Origin of the sequence: Roseobacter sp. EG26 (genome assembly GCF_049830555.1) — a bacterium.
GTDB lineage: Bacteria > Pseudomonadota > Alphaproteobacteria > Rhodobacterales > Rhodobacteraceae > Roseobacter.
Genome location: NZ_JBNBLH010000027.1, coordinates 1 through 16,388, shown reverse-complemented (window position 1 = coordinate 16,388; position 16,388 = coordinate 1). Strand labels below are relative to the sequence as shown.

The window sequence follows — 16,388 nt, the reverse complement described above, 5'->3', positions numbered from 1 at the left end:
TCTTTGCCAATATCGATGCCGATCGACATCAGCTCATCAAAGTCGCTCTTCGCCATGCTACTTCTCCATCTTGCAGAAATAGGCAAAGCCTAACCTGCTGGGTGAAGCAGCCGGTACATCCCATTAGCGGACGTTGGACAGGGTGCCCAAATGCTGCGGTCGCGACCGCATTGCGGTCATTCGCTGCACGAGCGTACTCCGGGCTATGTCGAACTCACACATCGCGGACAACGTGCGCTTTCGATACGCCCGCACGTATGGCTGCTTGTAATCCCTTTAGTAGAATGGGTTCTCAGACCAAGAAAGACGTCGTCGGAAACAAAATCCCGAGAGCATTGCAAAAAACGTATTAGTATAATATGTTAACTCTAGGACAATGGCGAGCCACGCATGTCTGATAGGCACAAACGTCTCAGCAGTCTCATAGTTTGGATTGATGACCGCGAGAGCTCAAATGGGTGGTCAGACGACCTAGATCGCCACCTGCGCCTCGATAGTGATCAGCCGAAGTATTGTCTGGATTACTCCGAGCTAGCTACTCGATTGTACAACGGCAACGTCATTGACGAACTGACACTTGAGAAGCTTCGCAAAAGTGCAGTCGGCGACAGCTACTGGGCACCAGAGTCTTTGTTCACAGTAGATTTGATGATGAAGGGCCCACTGCTCTATCCAAGCGATCTGAAGAGATTCAAGTTTATCACTGGAAAGAACGCAACTGATCGTATTACGGCCACGCATCCATCTTCTGAAATGTCAGCGTTTTCCCTTGGTATGGTTTTTGCCAAACCTGAAGAAATAGAGGACCAACTCGAATCTTTAGATGCCATTTATCGTTACCACTGCTGTCGATTAGGCCATCGCCGCGCCAGTTTTCTGATGAATTGGCACCTTTTCCTCACAGTGGTATGTCGGGCGTGGATGTCTCTTCCGGTCGTAAAGAGCATCAATGCCGTCGTCCAAAAGTGGACTGGAGCAAACTCATGAGGCCGCGCAAAGACCGAAACGACTTGGTCGTTGGTGGAAAACAACTCGCGATATTGCAAGCCGTATTTAGCCTGAAGAACGATGCATATGGTGGTGGAATTTTTGTCTACTTGGCAGAGCAAGGCGATAAGACAGTCTTGCCACAGATTTATTCTGCTCTGGCGAAGTTGGAAAGTGACGGTCTTGTCGAACATGAGTTCTCACAGCCCAGAAATGTTCGAGGTGGGCGTAGGCGTAAGATCTACAGAATTACCGGTAAGGGGCACCGCATTCTACGGGACTCGCTGACCAAAGCGCCGCGCAGCGGGTCACGGCCAACATGGGTGTTTCCCGGATTGAGAGGGAAGCAGCAGACTTAGCGAAGGTAAGTCGCAGAGTCCTGCAATGCTGCACGACGCTACGCACATCAAGACCATATTGCAGAATTCGGCCATTCGCGCAGTCCGCAGCATTCGTTACTTTGGGCTCGGAACCGTCATCTGACGATTTCGGTCAGATGACCTCAACAGCCCAAAGCGGCTCTTTTCGTCTGGCAAGTCCGTAGGGAAGCACCCCAATGCAGATATGAGAGTCAGTGCCGACTGCCAAGCTTTGCAAACAGTGAAAACATGCAACAAGCCGCAAGGAAAAGACTTGTAGATGCGGCAGTGTTCCTTTGGCGCCATGTTCGCGCGATAATTGTGTTGAAATCAGGCTTAATCGAATAACGTTTCAGCGCAGTAGAATGCTAGAAAGCTGAGCAATCTATGATGCCATACCGATTTGGCCAGCGTGAAGTGAGGGAGTGGACTTGGTAGAATTGCATCGCCCATCATGCGTTGCCTCGGTGCGATTTCTGCTTTTGTCTGCTGTCGTTACTGCGACAGCACAAGAGGCCAACGGATTGACGCCAGCTGAATGTAGGTTTGTGCACGAATACAACGAGCACCATAGCGGTCATGACTTTCCTTTCCTGGTCGGGCACATGGCACACACATCCGAGCTTTGCGAGGACGGCAAGAGCATCAATTGCGAAATTGCCTTAGCAAGGAGGGAAAAACCATACTTCGTGACTACGGATGGAGCGCTGCCAATAGACATTGCAACAATTGTAGGCACGAACTTCGTTTATACTGCGGAATTCCTATCGGCCTTTACAGGACCTAGCCTTGACCTAAAGCCAAAAGTCGAAAAGCATGAAAGCATCGTTCATCTCATTTTGATCGAAGCGGATGAACCGGCAAACGCGTATTCCTCTGCCTATCCACAGTTCTTGGAGCGCTTTGTCGCGACCGAGGCCTGGCCCTGTGCAGCCGTGAATTCAGTTTGGCAAGGTGAACTGGTTGAGTACTCCGAAGTTTGGATCAAAGCAGATATCGGCGACATTGCTATGGCGAACTGCATAAAAGAGGAATTCTACAATGCCTCAGGTGTGCCGGGCGATCCCATTGGATTGGCCTCTCTGTTTTCGCCTACGAGATTCTCTGGCGCAGCGCTTGATCCGCCTGTCTATGAGGGCTTCTCTCTCAGAGACGGTATCGTTTTGCGCTTGGTCTATGACGAACGAATGAAGAATGGCCAGTCGAGGTCAGAAACTGAACGACTGGCAGGTGAGATTATCGAGACTCAGTGCAATTATTAACGCTATACTGTATCGGAAATTCCCTCCACATGAGCAATAGTGAAACCAGTGCGCGAACTTGGCGCACAATGCGGTTGCTCTTTACCCTTAGCAGGGCGCTTCTAAACTGACTTTGCAAAGTCCGCTTTTGCGCCTAGCGGACCTTTGAAGTCCAAACCGAATGTCCGGTTTGGATTTGGAGCGGTCGCTAAACGTGTCTGTCATCAACGTTAGTCAAAAGACGGTAACCGCTTTATCATGCATGAGCTCGCAGACGCAGTGCCATTCGCAGCAGAGCATCAATAGCGTTGCTGCGCCAAAACTACTTCCGGTATGAAGCAGCCGGTTGACCTCTCTCGCAGCCAATGACGCACTCAAAGTCGCCATGGAAGCAACGCTGCGACCGTTGGCCGAAGCGCTTGGACACGCATCAGAAAATAACTGACGACGGGGCGGGACAAAACCGCAGCATCTACATGGTATCGGCTCGGTGTTTGTAAACTGGAGGTTATGTGGCGCTTGTTTTCTCTTCCGGCAAGCCACCATCGAGACTTGAGATTGGAAGTGGACGATCCGACGCAATTACACCATTGGCCGACATGTGGCCTGCTGTTCCACGCGATGCGCCACTTCTCCGATTACACTCGCCTGTTGGTATTGGAGAAAGGCATGCTATGCTCGCGTTCGTTGCATATCTGCCGGGAGGACGTATGACGGGGACACCAACGCAAGCCGAAGACCACCCGGAAGAACCAAACAGATCATCGGCGTTTCCCGACCTTTTTGCCGGTGGCGGTATCGGACTGCTCCTGGGAACCGCTTTGAGTTTGTCTCTGACACCCGTGATTGCAGGCTTCATCAGCGCCATTACATCCCTGTTGGCGGTGCTTCTTGGCCTCGACGGCAGTTCCTCCGGCAAACGCATGCTGCGTGTTAATGCTTTGCGCATCGGTGCATTTGGCTGTGCGACCGTGATTGGTCTTGGTATCGGGCTCTATGTCCGTACAAGCGAACCGTTAAGGCAATCACCCGCCGAACTGGTCCATCTGTGGGAAGAGGCTTTGCCAGATAACCTGACACTTGCCCGCCAGATGGCCCTATACGAGCGCAACGCGCTTCAACCGTCGAGCTGGGCCTATGTTGAAGGTGAGGCAGGCACCGAAGCGACCATCGATCTGGCAAGACAAAAACAGATAGCCTCGGTGTTGCAATCTTCCGAGACGACGGCAGCTGATTTCAACTGCGAAGACCTCAACCCCAATGCGCTCGGTGCCAATATGGGCGAGACGATCGCAAAATACGAGACGGACGAGGCGCCTGAAATTGTGCGATCCATAGGGGCAGGTCTTGTAACGCTTGCCGATAGCGACAAGATCAAAGCACTTGAAATCGCATATGATTTCGTCTGCCTCGTTCAGGATCGAGGCGAATTGTTTCCGGCAAAATGAGACCTTCCACACCCTATATCGCGATTTGGCGCCTGATATTGATCTTTGGTCTGATCGCAAATCCTGCGTTCGGCGAGGCTGATCGTGAAAGCGCCCGGTCGGTGGTGAAGATCACTTGCAAAACCGGTGAGAACCAGTTGATGAAGGCCACCGGCTTCGTTTGGCCCGAACCGGGATACGTTGTAACGGCGTTGCATGCTGTCGCCGGGTGTCTGGATGTGACGGTTTTTAGCGAAAGTGCCAAGACACGAACGGGTATAAAGTCGCTCGAAAGTGTTGATCTTGAGGCAGATCTCGCGCTGCTGCGTCTTGAGGATGACCTCGGGCTTCAACCGGTACCTTTTGTGGCGACCGCGCCGGCACTTCGGGATCGTCACTCGATTTGGGGGTACCCCGCTTACGCCGAATACATGGAAAACCGCAGTGTCGATTTTTCAAGAGGGCTAAGTGATATATTGCTGAGCCTGGGAAGCGCGTTTTCATCCGAAGAACTCAAGTCACTGTTCCGATCTCAGGACTACCCGACGCGCCGGACGCAAATTTTCAGGGTCACAAGCAACACACAGCCGGGGCATTCCGGCGCGCCGATCCTTGATGCAGAAGGCAAGTTGGTGGCAATCCACAATGGCGGGCTCAAGGGCGGCTGGCTCGGAATGAACTGGTCGATCCCTGCCCACGTCTATCTGCCCGGCTTACCGAAGTCTCAGGATGCGCCTCCGACTGAGGTTTCGCAATGGGCCGCGCTTCAAAGCGCCGTCACGGTCGACGAGCAGGAAACGGTTGTGATGTCCAGCGAGGACCCGGCCGAAGTTGCCGTAGGCGCTGATGCCAAGACCGGTTGGCATTATTTTGGATGGGTGTCTCTTGCAGTCATCGAAGAAAACTACGCGCTGTCAGGAAACACAAATTTCCAAAAGAGTTTTGACATCATCCGCACGGTTCATGACGGTGAACATGACTTTGAGAACCTCGGTTTCGAGATTTGGAAGTTTGGCAACAGCGCGGCAACTGTTGCCGTTCCAAGCGGCGTTCAAGCGGATGTTGGCCTCGAGGAAATTCAGTTCAGCAGCAAAGACGAGCTTTTCGAACTAGAGGTTGGCATCAAGCAGGCAGACTCGTTCGAAATTGCTTTTCAGGAGGGCGTAAAACCTTTCTTCAACGACTTTCAGTCTTACTTCGACTGGGACACCTCTCTTGAGCGTGAGGCATTGGCATTGGACGCTGATCTGGAATATGCGTTTCTCGAAACTTACTGCATCTCGGGCTATGACCGAGAATATGACACAGACGCCCAGACGGATTTAATGCTGGCAGCGAACGGTGCGCTGTTTTTCGGTGCGGCGCTGACAAGCTATGATGCTGTTGACTGTGAAGAGCGGCAGAATGTGTTTCTCGAGTTGATGCGGATAGGCTTTGATGAGCTGACAGGCATCGAGGGTCCGCCCGGCGCCTATATCGATGCCATTGACCTGGCCGCCTTGCCAAGCGAATTGACGCTTGTAAGGCGCGTTCCTCTGAAAGAGGTCGCCCGCGATTTCGTGGACAAAGGTGATTTCAGTTGGAAGCAAGATATTTTCACAATCAAGGAGTTGCTGGGAGAGAGTGCTTACGGGCAGGTGAGTTTTGATGTGTACGAGGACACTGTGACGGGGGCTACCGTGGCGGTGCCCACGGGCATGGAGCTGAAATGGAATGACGATCTGGAAATGCTCGAAGTGTTTAGCGACAGTCGGCACAGCCGCTTGAACATCGCTTTGACGCGCGCCAACTCGTTCGATGCAGCCCGCACCAACGAATTTCAGGATTTTTCCTCCGAAATTTATGATCTGGCAAACTGGGCGGGCAGCGGATCCCCCGAAGATTGTGAGAACGCCTACGTGGATTTCGATGCACAGAAAGCTGAATGCGGGCTCTATCTGCAGGCTGAAAAAGATGGCAGATTTGCTGACATCTATCTTGCCATGTCGGTTGCGGGGGACGTCTTTCTGGGAAGCTCTGTCCTGATTTTGGATCGAGAGGATGATCTTTCCGCCAAACAACGCGCAGAGCATCGTATCATGCGGATTGCAGCCGAACACCTGTCAGATTTCGCGCTGCATTGATACGCCAGTGCGATTTGATAAGGTGCCGACGGCACTCGGAAAAAACGTTGGTTTGACGACTTGGGGCAATCCCTGTTAGCGATTTTACCCTGATGCGCAGATAAAATACCTTTTCTATCCAAGAGACCTTTAATGAACCGTTTTGCCAGCATGAGCGTTTTGTCGTTCGGAGCGGTGGTCATCAACACCGTCCCGGTCTGGATCGGCGCGTTGGGAGATTACCCTGCGCTTGGCGATGGGCTTGCGGGTGCGTTTGCAAGCCTTGTTCTGCTTTCCGCATCCATAACTTGTGCAGGCGTCGGCGCTTTAAAACCTTCGTCGGCAGCCCGCTACATGGTAGCCCCTGCGCTGGCGCTGCTCACCTTCGGGCAGATGCTCCCTGCGGTTGTTCTGGCCGCAATATGCGTTGGCTTGGGCGCGGCACTCGGAGCACTGACCCGAGCAGCCCTGAGGGCGATTGCTTTGTCCGACAACGGCTTGCAAACGATAAGCTTTGCCATATCGCTCGGTCTGGCGGCATCACTGGTGTTCTACCTGCTGCTTCCTGCTCTTGGCGTGTCGCCCTTATTGCTTTTGCTGATCCTGTCGCTGCCGCTTTTGCTTTTGCGCTTTGCGTCAATTGAAGCTGACGCACCGGATTATCGCCGTTCATACCCCGTCGGCCCTCCGATCAGGTTTATCGGATTTTTTGTTATGATGGGCGCATATTGGACTTTTCTCGATCTTTTCGGCGTACGCTTCAACGATGAGAACGCGGTGAATTTATGGCTTCTGGCGAGCCTGGTGTCGGGAGCGTGTGGCTCATTTCTTGCGGCAAGGTTGAAAAAATCATGGCATGCAAAAGCGCAGGCGCTGGCGCTTGTGGTTGCTGCTGCGACAGGTGCTGCGAGCTATGTCGCACCCGATTTGTTGATTTTCGGAATGACGATTCTCGCAAATGGATTTGCACTCTTTCTGTTTTTCCCACTTTATCTGCTCAGAGCGGGCGAACAGATGCCTCAGGCTATGGCTGGCTACTTGGTGGGCTTCTCGGCTGGGGGTCTTGCAGGTGCTCTGCTGGTTGAAATTGGGGGGTATCAAACTCTCGCAGCGGCGATCCTTGCCTCTGGATTGCTCAGCGTAATCCGGCGTCCGAACCGTTCTCTTAGACAATAACCAGACCTGCGGCGCGCCAATGCGTGAGCGCGGATTGCACCAGATCCTGATTTGCTTCCCACATCTGCAATTCCTCATGAACGCGTTCTTCAAAACCAGGGAAGACGGAGCGGAGCACGGTGACCTCGGTCTTGGCCTTATCGACCCGCCCAACCGCTGACTGCAGCCAAACCACATGCGCGTGGTACCAGTAAAAGCCGGGCATCGGGACTTTCTGGACCTCTAGCAGCGCGGCCTCGAACATCTCCAGCCGTGCGTAGCGCCATGTCTTGGCAAAGTGATACCAACCCGGATGCTCGGGGCTGATTTCCATTGCCTGGTCCAAAAGGCGGATCGCATCGTCCTCCCGCCCGAGAAAAGCGTAACAGTGGCCAACCTCCGAAAGCACGTCGGAATTACCGGGGTTAAGCGCCAATGCCGTTTCCGCAGCCTGATCAAAGCCCGCGATGTCCAGCGCAAAGAGCCGGCACATCGCCAGAGCAACCTGCCCAAAAGCGTTGCGGCCGTCGGCCTGAACGGCCTTTTCCGCAGCCATCGTCGCGAGGGGCAAAGCGTCCACACCGGGGCGTTCATTGACGTGATACCGATGTTCTTCCAAAAGCAAAACGGCGTAGGCGGCCCAGCCGTTGGCAGATTTTGGATCGCGCTTCAGAGCGCTTGGAAACGCCGCGCGCAACTCAAGATGTAGTTGCGGATCGTAGGTGCGGTAAAAACGCCGGAATTCTGAGACAAGTCGAAACATGTCCCAGCTTTCATGTTGCATCTGGTCCCGGGCAGTTTGCGCCGCGACCTGCGCGACAGGGCCGTGCGGACCCGCAAGGCGTCCCGCGCAGATTTGCGAAATCTGGTCCTGGACGTCGCATAAAGAATTCACGTTCGCTTCCCGGTCAAATTGCTCTGCAACAACCACCGCACCGGTATCTGCCGACGTCAATTGCACGGACACCCGAATGCGCGTCTCCGTTATCCGAACGCTTCCTTCGACCACAAAGGCTGCCCCATATTTTTTGTAAATATCGCCAGGGTCCAGCCGTGCTGCCTGAACCACATCGGATGTCATGCGGGACAAAACCTTCAGGTCGCGAAAGCATGACAGGCCCATGATGATTTCATCCGTGAGGCCCTCGCAAACATATTGCACGTCCGGATCGCGGCTGATGTTGCGAAAAGGAAGCACCAGTACACAAGGCAAGGCACTGGCGGGTGTCGCAGGCGCATGGTTTCGCTGGACTTCGGATGCCAGCCGGAAACCAACACCATGGACGGTCTCGATGATGCGCTGCGCTGATCCGGTATCGCCGACGGCGCGGCGGGCTTCCTTGATGGCCGTCGACAGCGTCGCATCCGTCACAATCCGACCATCCCAAACCTTGTCAATCAACTGATCCTTACTCACGACATCGCCGTTTGCATCTACAAGCGCCCGCAGGATGCCCAGAGATTGCCGCGTCAGTTTTTTGGTGGCGCCGTTTTCGCGCACGGTCATGCTGGCAAAGTCAATCTCAGCGTCAGCAATGCGTATTTTCATGCTGTCTCCATCGCTTTTGCGGGTTTCGAAAGCGGCACCTCAGAACTTCTCAGATTATTCTCAGGTCTGCCTCAAGCACTGCCCCCACATACCCCATACCTCTTTGCCACGACACACGAATGTATGGAAGCCAGGGAAGGTACAGACCATGAAATACCGCAATGCTTTGCCGCAGCTGACCGGCACACCGATGATCACCGATGGTGGGTTGGAAACGACACTTATTTTCAACGAGGGGCTAGACCTGCCACTGTTTGCCGCATTCACGGCCTTGGAAAGCGACGCGGGCATGGCGGCGATCGACGCTTACATGCGGCGCTACGCCGAGATCGCAGTACATGCGCGGCGCGGCTTCGTTATGGACACACCCACATGGCGGGCCAGTGCGCGCTGGGCTGCAGAGCTTGACATCACGCAGGAGACGCTGCGCGCCGTGCATCAGGAAACGGTTTGCAACCTCAGCCATCTGCGGGACGCGCTGGAGGTGCCTGAGATCAGCCCCTTCGTCATCAACGGCGTTATCGGCCCGCAGGACGACGGGTATCATCCAACCCAGGTCCTTACGGAGGACCAAGCAGAAGCTTATCACAGTGTTCAGATTGGCTGGTTTGACGAATTTGGTGCAGACATGGTCTCCGCCATCACGATGACCTACATCGCAGAGGCGATCGGCATTACACGTGCTGCGAAGGCAAGAAATATCCCCGTTGCCATCGCCTTCACTGTTGAAACCGACGGCAACCTGCCTTCCGGCGAGCGCTTGAAGGATGCGATCTGCGCGGTTGATCAAGCGACGGACGGATATCCCGCGTATTTTATGATCAACTGCGCCCATCCAGACCATTTTGCACATGTCCTGACCGGTGACTGGACGGGGCGGATCATGGGGCTGCGAGCCAATGCTTCACGTCTCAGCCATGAAGCACTTGATGCCGCCGAAACGCTCGACGATGGCGATCCGGCTGAGCTCGGCGCGCTTTATGCCGGGCTGTCACACCTGTTGCCCAATCTCACGGTGGTGGGGGGATGCTGTGGGACAGATCACCGCCATGTCGCCGCGATTTGCGCAGCAACCCAAGGAGCCTGATCTCTCAAACCCAACCGACGCGCGCGACCCGCGCCCAACAGCCGGGTAGGGGGTCGTCTGCGCGCCCGGCAAACTTCAAATCCAGAGGAAACTTCAATGTTCAAACCCACTCTTTGCACCCTTGCACTTCTTGCAACATCCGGGCTCGCGGCAGCGGAGGGCGCGCCGATGTCCTTTGACGTCGCAGAAGATCACACGCGCATCTTCATGGCCGCCCAGCCCCTGCATGAAAACGGGATGCCCGCCCATGGCAACGCTTTCCTGAGCCAGGGCTACATCTACCCCGCCGGAACATTGCAAGATGGCGTACCGGGTGTTCTCAAAGACGGCAGCCCGGCTTTCCCCGATCTGGTGCTGGGCACCTGGACCTGCGACGGCTATTTCGTCGGCGAAGCAGGCAATGCGACTTCTGGCACCTGGGTTATTTCCCGTCAGGTTTTTGCCTTTGCTGGCGGTGATCAGATCATCACGCAGGGCACGGAAATTGCTGATCTCGGCAAGGAGAACCTGCGCCCGATCACTGGAGCCACTGGCGATTATGCGGCGATAGAGGGGGGGCTTGTGCAGACCACACTCGGGTTCAACGAGTATATGGCCCTCAATGCCACATTCGAATTCGAAACGCCCGTCAAAGATCACGCGCATGATCCGAATGGCAAGGCCAGTGACGTCCCAGGCGGAGCGGCATCCGACGCAGAAGATATCGAATGGGATTCGGGTTTTCCGGTAGGTCCTCTGGAACCGAACAGCAACGCATCGTTCTGACGCCCGGTAGCGCCCGCGCTCAACGCGCGGGCGGAGCACGCCGACACCACACACCTTTTGAAAGATACGAGCCGATCCATGAGAGATGCAACCAACCTTCACTTGCGGCCCGCCCGATTGGGCGACGCCAAAAACCTTGCGAAACTTATCGACATTGCCGGGGAAGGCATCCCCAGCTGGCTTTGGTCGCAATCTGTTGCAGTGGGGCAATCCCCCCTAGACGTGGGCATCGAACGCGCCCGGCGACAGTCTGGAGGGTTTTCCTACCGGAACGCGATCCTTGCGGAGGCGTTTGATCAGGTCGCGGGCATGGTGCTTACATATCCGATAGAAATAATGCCTCAGGAAAGCCCCGATGACCTCCCGGATCCCATCGCGCCTTTTGTCGAACTGGAAAAACAATCCGTCGGCAGCTGGTTCGTGAATGCTCTGGCCGTGTTTCCCGAATTCCGCGGGCTTGGCATAGGGACCGCATTGATGGAAGAGGTCGAACATGCTGCACATCGACGTGGATATGATCGCTTGAGCATCCAGGTCTACGAGCAGAACGTTGGGGCCGTGCGCCTTTATGAGCACCTCGGATATATTGCGATCAGCCAGGCGCGCGTGCGCTGCCATCCGTGCCAACCTTATTACTCAGGCGACGTAGTCTTGCTTGAAAAACAGGTCGGACAAACAGTGTTTTGACCCACGTGGCAGCTTCGCCAAACGCCTGCTTACACCTGAAATCAACGTCAACCGAGAGCAATCTGACACTAGTATTGGGGTTTTGGCTCTGCGCACGGCCTCAGCTTCTACGCTCTCTGGCTTTGCTTGGCAGGGTGTGTTGCCGGTTCAATGGCTTCAGAAAGGGTTCAGTTACTCTTTCGGCATGTCGGAAAGCTCAGCATCCAGGAGATTTTTTGACAACTCTCCCAACACCTCGACAGTCTTTGTGGCATCCGATTTATAAAACACCCAGTTCCTGATCTTTTTTTGGATGTCACAAGGTTGGCCGCAGCCAGCACTTGCATGTGTTCTATGACGGCCGGTTGGCTAAGGTTGATTTTCTTGGTGATGAAGCCGACGCAAACGCCATCTTTCACAAGGTCGCCATCGCGTTTTGGTGGGAAATGATTGCTGGGGTCCGCAAGCCACCTGACAATGGTCAACCGCCTCGGAGTCGAAAGTGCACGCAAGACGATCGCCGATGGCTCGATTTCATCACGCATATGGATATTATCCTATATGGGAGAGTTCCTACGCCTTAAATGCCTGCAGGGCAAAGGTTGGAATATGGCGCACGATATTGGCCACGTAGTTTGTTTCAGGAGGGATCAGTTTCCTCGACGCGACAGCAGCAGCATGTCGAAGCGAAATTGGAAACCGCCTCGACCTAACTGCCAGCGGCCACATTTTTTGAGGTTATGATTTTAAATGTCGGGGGGGCGCCAGTTTTGATATCTCAGGGGGCATTGGAGGTACCAATTGCTGAAGTTTGATGGAGAAACGACGAAGTTACTCGATATTGCTTATCAAGGTGGCGACGTAACGCGCCGCCGTCGCAAAGCATTTGATGCGCTTCATCTTCGCGAAGGTGATACAGTCGTTGATATTGGTTGCGGAAATGGATTTCTGACCGAAGAAATCGCGCGGGCTGTTGGGAAGACCGGACACGTCATTGGAGTTGATCCCAGCGAACATATGCGCGCGCGGGCCTCAATTCGCAGCGCCGCATATCCGTGTGCGCAAATTAGAGATGGTTTAGCTGATGCGCTACCGCTGCGAGACGGTGAGGCTGATAAAGCTGTCGCAGTGCAAGTCCTTGAATATCTCTCCGATATCCCCTCGGCCATTCGCGAAGCTCACCGTATTTTGCGCGTTGGTGGCAGGTTTGTTGCGGTAGATACCGGGTGCAAGACGCTTGACTGGTTTTCCCAGGACGAGGAACGCATGCAGCGCGTTCAGACGGCCTGGGATCATCACTATACGGAACCTCGGGTGGCAGGACTTTGGCCTCGGCTGACGCAAGACAACGGTTTTGCGGCCATAGAAGTCAAACCTTTCACGTTCTGCGATGTGACGATGCGGCCCGATGGCCTCGCGTTCATGTTGATGCACTTGATGTCACGCTACGCAGCTGAAAATGGCCATATGCCGGAGGCTGAGACAAAAGCCTGGTTTGACGAGCAAGTGGAGCTCGCAAATCAGGGACGGTTCTTCTTTTCACTTACCTATTATCAGATGAGCGCCATCAAGATGTAGCTGGGCTTCGGTCTGGTTCCAGCCATGAGCGAGGTTCCCCAGGCGGGAGATGTCATTGACACGGCTGCCGCGTAGCAAGGTTTCAGTGAGGGGTCGCATCTTGAACTCGAAGCGCGGTTCGCCACCGCGAACGCAGCTCATAGGTGTTTTTCAAAGGTTCAACACGATGCTTTCGCCCCGTGCACGAGAAACGCAAAGGCACATCTGTTTACCGGACGCCCGCTGCCTTTCGGTCAAAAAACTGTCGCGGTGGTCGGGTGTGCCGTCGACAATATCAGTCACGCAAGTACCGCACACACCTTGTTCGCAGGAGAAAGCAGCATCTATTCCGTTCGCATCAAGCACGTCGAGAATGGTTTCATCCGCCCCGACTTCCAATGTGACACCTGTTCGGGCCAGTTTAACGGTAAATGGCGAGGTCGGAGCGCCCGAAATGGCCGGATTGGCGGCAAAGCGTTCGAGGTTGATCGCATCTGCAGGCCAGTTTTCCATTGCGCAGATTTCGGCAGTATCCATGAACGGGGCGGGACCACATATGTAGACCTGTCCATGGGGGACCGGTCGGGACAGCAGTTTGCGCAGCGCAGTACTCGTCGCTGGAACGTCCAGACCTTCATGGAAGGTCACGTGTTGCTTGTATTTGCCGTTCTCTAACCGGTCTCTGAAGGCGGTATGATCGCGTCCGCGTGAAAAGTAATGTAACGCAAAGGAGCGCCCCAAAACGCTCAGACGGTCCGCCATCGCGATAATTGGCGTGATGCCGATGCCGGCAGCCAAAAGAAGTGCGTGATTTGCGGTTTCGTCAAGCGGGAAGGAATTACGGGGCGTGCCGACCTCCAGGATGTCTCCTTCGCGCACTGTCATATGCATAAGGTCTGACCCGCCGCGCGATGGCTCCCCCTTTTTGACCGCAATCGTGAAATGCCGACGGTCTACCGGATCCCCGCAGAGCGAATACTGCCGGATGATCCCTTCGCCGCAATGCACATCTACATGCGCCCCCGGTCTGCAGGCAGGGAGTTTGAACAGCCCTTTCTTCGCCAGAAGGAAGGATTTTATGCCCGTAGCCTCCTGACTAATCTTTGCCACTTTGACATTGATCAGCGCCATTCTGCGTGCTCCTTACTGATGAAGAGGGCGAAGTTTTTCCAGGCCTTCTTTCAATTTGTCCAACTCCTCCGGCAGCATGGCGATAGATGTCGTGGCGTCCGGAAACGATCCATCCAGGACAGCGGCGCGATACCCTGCCAAAGCACGGGCGCGCTCTGCCCTCAGCGCTTTGCGGATCGAACCCACATCGCCAAAGGCCCTGGCGTGGCGCGGCGGGTCTTCGGTGTCACCTGAAAGATCCGACATGTAGGACAGGATGATGTCACCTGATGATCCAGCTCCGATGGTGACAAGGATCAGCTTGGAGTGCTTCTTGATTTCTGCCAGCGCCTCTTCGGCAACACATTCGACTTCCGCGCAATAGGCACCGGCCTCTTCCAACTGGCGAAGATCCTCCAGCAGGCCGAGCGCCTCTTGCGCTGTTTTGCCGATGGTGCGCAGACCACCGAACTGCGTGGCGCGCGCGGGGAACAGTCCGGTATGGCCTTGCACGCTGATCCCTTCGCGGGCAATCCGTTCGATCGTGGACAGACCGCGCGGTGAATAAATCGCATCTGCTCCCTTGGCCATCGCGTCAATCGCGCCGCCCAAGGCTTCATCCTCGGTGACATGCTGGCGCATGTATTGTGCGGCGGTGATGAAGATATTGGGCGCTGCGGCGCGGATCGGCTCAACCTGGCCACAGTCAACCGTCAGCGCGTCGATCTGCTGTTCTGCAGCGACGGCGGCTTCTTCAGCGTCGAATGCCGTGACCTGCGTCAGCCGTTTTCCGGCAGCTTTGTGCTTGAACATGCAGTCCACGGTCAAGTGACGCTGGGCGTAGTGACCGCCGTATGTGTAGATGCTTTTCATTCTAAGTTTCCATCGTCTTACTTGCGTGCAAAGATCAGTTTTTTCCGAGCCCGGATGCGTTTTGTCGCTTCAGGCGTACCGTCGTGAAAGCTGCCGAACCAGCGGTCCAAGGGCATCTCCTCGGATCCGTAATTGCATTCAAAATATCGGTGATGCAGCTGGTGGTGGAAGGACCCTGCTTTCATTGCTTCTTTGTCTCTGACCAGCAATTTCTCAAAGCCGGCGTGCGAAAAGACAGCTCCCAAACTCAGTGAAAACATATGGAAGAGAACGTGAACCGGGTGCGATGGCAGGATGAAATGAATCAGAATCCCTGAAAAATAGAAAAGGCTCTCGACCGGGTGCATGGCCAAACCTGACCAGGGACCGACATTTACGTTTCGGTGATGCAGGTGGTGCACATTTTTGAACAACCATGGAAAATGGATCAACCGATGGATCCAGTAGAAATGGAACGACTGCCAAAACCGGATGACAAAGAAAAATGCAACAAACCAGATTGGAGATTGGGCAAAGCTATCCAGCGTTCGCACCCATCCGTTTGCAGCGACGTAACAGTATAGAATGACCCATGCGGTCCAGCAGATGGTTGCCGAGGCGAGGGTCCAAAAAATATTGTCCCAAACCTGTGTGCCAAAGGTGAAACGAGAGCTTTTCTCCATCGGGCGCACATCGAACTTCAACCGCGTTTCCTGCCCGGCGAGAATATAAAGGTACGTATGCAGTGCCGTTGCAAAAATGAGAATCGCGCCGAAGTTGATTGTTGCGATCCTTACGACCCAACCTGCGTCCAGGGTGTGTATCTCTGCCATGTCGGGCCAGAGGAAATAGAAAACGACGAGGGCGCAGATCAGATGGTTAACCGGGGGCGTTAACGTCGTCCATGTGTTCAGAAGCCAGACGACGGCGGCCTTTGGTTTGGGTGGGACGTCAAACACCGGGGACATCGCGATGGGCAACGCGGGATGGAAGTTCCACTCCTTCGATTTCCCCGCGGGAGCATGGGCGGGTTTTTCTCTTTCAATTTTGGCCATGTCCGTTGTCCGTGTAGCTGGAAGTTTTAAATGAGTTTCGAAAAGTAAAACTATAGTTTTACAAAACAGGATTCTTGAAAGCTCGTCAAGCTATGGTGCCATGTTCGAGATGCAGTCAACGAACCCAGAGTGAAGAATCATCGATCTTGCCGGTCGCGGGAAACTCAATTCGGCAAAACTCCAGGCGAAAAGCTGAAAATACCGGCTAACGTCATTCTGAACTCTGTGAATTTTGGCGCGGGATCGCTTGATCCGCCTGCGTTTACACAAGGGAAAAAAAATAGATTGACGTCAGCGGAGGTCTGCTAATAGTTTCGTTTTATAAATATTGCGTCTCGCATAATGAAATACGGGATGTGATCAACGGGAGAATGAGATGATCAAGAAGACAACATGCGCCTTTGTTGCGGGTGCGGTAATGGCGCTGACCGGTCAGGCGGCGCTGGCGGATGGCCACGGTGAGATCACTGTGGGCT

At 54.5% G+C, this 16,388-nt stretch carries 14 protein-coding genes; 10 read left to right on the top strand and 4 right to left on the bottom strand.

The genetic code is table 11. From position 1 onward, the window contains the following. Positions 1-390: 390 nt before the first annotated feature. The 6 genes from ACOTTU_RS24440 (at position 391) to ACOTTU_RS24415 (ending at position 7,292) form a co-directional block, all read left to right on the top strand. On the top strand, positions 391-987 hold the full coding sequence (locus ACOTTU_RS24440; protein WP_425662077.1) for a hypothetical protein: 597 nt from the start codon (positions 391-393) through the stop codon (positions 985-987). Next, the gene (locus tag ACOTTU_RS24435) at positions 909-1,346 is read left to right on the top strand and encodes a PadR family transcriptional regulator (protein ID WP_425662075.1); all 438 of its coding nucleotides are present in this window, start codon (positions 909-911) and stop codon (positions 1,344-1,346) included. The genes ACOTTU_RS24440 and ACOTTU_RS24435 overlap by 79 nt, the downstream gene beginning before the upstream one ends. A 431-nt stretch (positions 1,347-1,777) precedes the next feature. Beyond that, a complete protein-coding gene (locus ACOTTU_RS24430) occupies positions 1,778-2,608 on the top strand; it encodes a hypothetical protein (protein ID WP_425662073.1) in 831 nt (276 codons plus the stop codon). A gap of 689 nt (positions 2,609-3,297) precedes the next feature. Continuing rightward, complete coding sequence (locus ACOTTU_RS24425) at positions 3,298-4,035, top strand: hypothetical protein (protein ID WP_425662071.1); 738 nt, start codon at positions 3,298-3,300, stop codon at positions 4,033-4,035. Then, complete coding sequence (locus ACOTTU_RS24420) at positions 4,032-6,137, top strand: trypsin-like peptidase domain-containing protein (protein WP_425662069.1); 2,106 nt, start codon at positions 4,032-4,034, stop codon at positions 6,135-6,137. The genes ACOTTU_RS24425 and ACOTTU_RS24420 overlap by 4 nt, the downstream gene beginning before the upstream one ends. A gap of 132 nt (positions 6,138-6,269) precedes the next feature. Then, on the top strand, positions 6,270-7,292 hold the full coding sequence (locus tag ACOTTU_RS24415; protein ID WP_425662067.1) for a hypothetical protein: 1,023 nt from the start codon (positions 6,270-6,272) through the stop codon (positions 7,290-7,292). Here ACOTTU_RS24415 and ACOTTU_RS24410 read toward each other — a convergent pair. Then, a complete protein-coding gene (locus tag ACOTTU_RS24410) occupies positions 7,282-8,820 on the bottom strand; it encodes a winged helix-turn-helix domain-containing protein (protein ID WP_425662065.1) in 1,539 nt (512 codons plus the stop codon). The two genes, ACOTTU_RS24415 and ACOTTU_RS24410, sit on opposite strands and share 11 nt — an antisense overlap. 148 nt (positions 8,821-8,968) lie before the next feature. On the opposite strand from ACOTTU_RS24410, the gene ACOTTU_RS24405 reads away from it, so the two are divergent. The 4 genes from ACOTTU_RS24405 (at position 8,969) to ACOTTU_RS24390 (ending at position 12,916) form a co-directional block, all read left to right on the top strand. Next, positions 8,969-9,907 (top strand): homocysteine S-methyltransferase family protein, encoded by a 939-nt coding sequence (locus tag ACOTTU_RS24405; protein WP_425662063.1) that lies wholly within the window; start codon positions 8,969-8,971, stop codon positions 9,905-9,907. 96 nt (positions 9,908-10,003) lie between these two features. Next, entirely contained in the window at positions 10,004-10,672 is a 669-nt protein-coding gene (locus ACOTTU_RS24400) for a hypothetical protein (protein WP_425662061.1), read from the top strand. 78 nt (positions 10,673-10,750) lie between these two features. After that, positions 10,751-11,359, top strand: a complete 609-nt coding sequence (locus ACOTTU_RS24395) for a GNAT family N-acetyltransferase (RefSeq protein WP_425662059.1) — start codon at positions 10,751-10,753, stop codon at positions 11,357-11,359. A gap of 780 nt (positions 11,360-12,139) precedes the next feature. After that, positions 12,140-12,916: a methyltransferase domain-containing protein gene (locus tag ACOTTU_RS24390; protein WP_425662057.1), complete on the top strand. Its 777-nt coding sequence runs from the start codon at positions 12,140-12,142 to the stop codon at positions 12,914-12,916. 150 nt (positions 12,917-13,066) lie between these two features. Here the strand turns inward: ACOTTU_RS24390 and ACOTTU_RS24385 are convergent, their stop codons facing one another. From ACOTTU_RS24385 to ACOTTU_RS24375, 3 genes are read right to left on the bottom strand one after another with little or no spacing between them, the layout of a single operon-like run. Then, positions 13,067-14,026: a PDR/VanB family oxidoreductase gene (locus ACOTTU_RS24385; RefSeq protein WP_425662055.1), complete on the bottom strand. Its 960-nt coding sequence runs from the start codon at positions 14,024-14,026 to the stop codon at positions 13,067-13,069. A 12-nt stretch (positions 14,027-14,038) separates the two neighbouring features. Continuing rightward, positions 14,039-14,878: a 3-methyl-2-oxobutanoate hydroxymethyltransferase gene (locus ACOTTU_RS24380; protein WP_425662053.1), complete on the bottom strand. Its 840-nt coding sequence runs from the start codon at positions 14,876-14,878 to the stop codon at positions 14,039-14,041. Positions 14,879-14,895: 17 nt separating this feature from the next. Then, positions 14,896-15,912, bottom strand: coding sequence for a sterol desaturase family protein (locus ACOTTU_RS24375; RefSeq protein WP_425662051.1), 1,017 nt, complete (start codon positions 15,910-15,912; stop codon positions 14,896-14,898). Positions 15,913-16,388 lie beyond the last annotated feature (476 nt).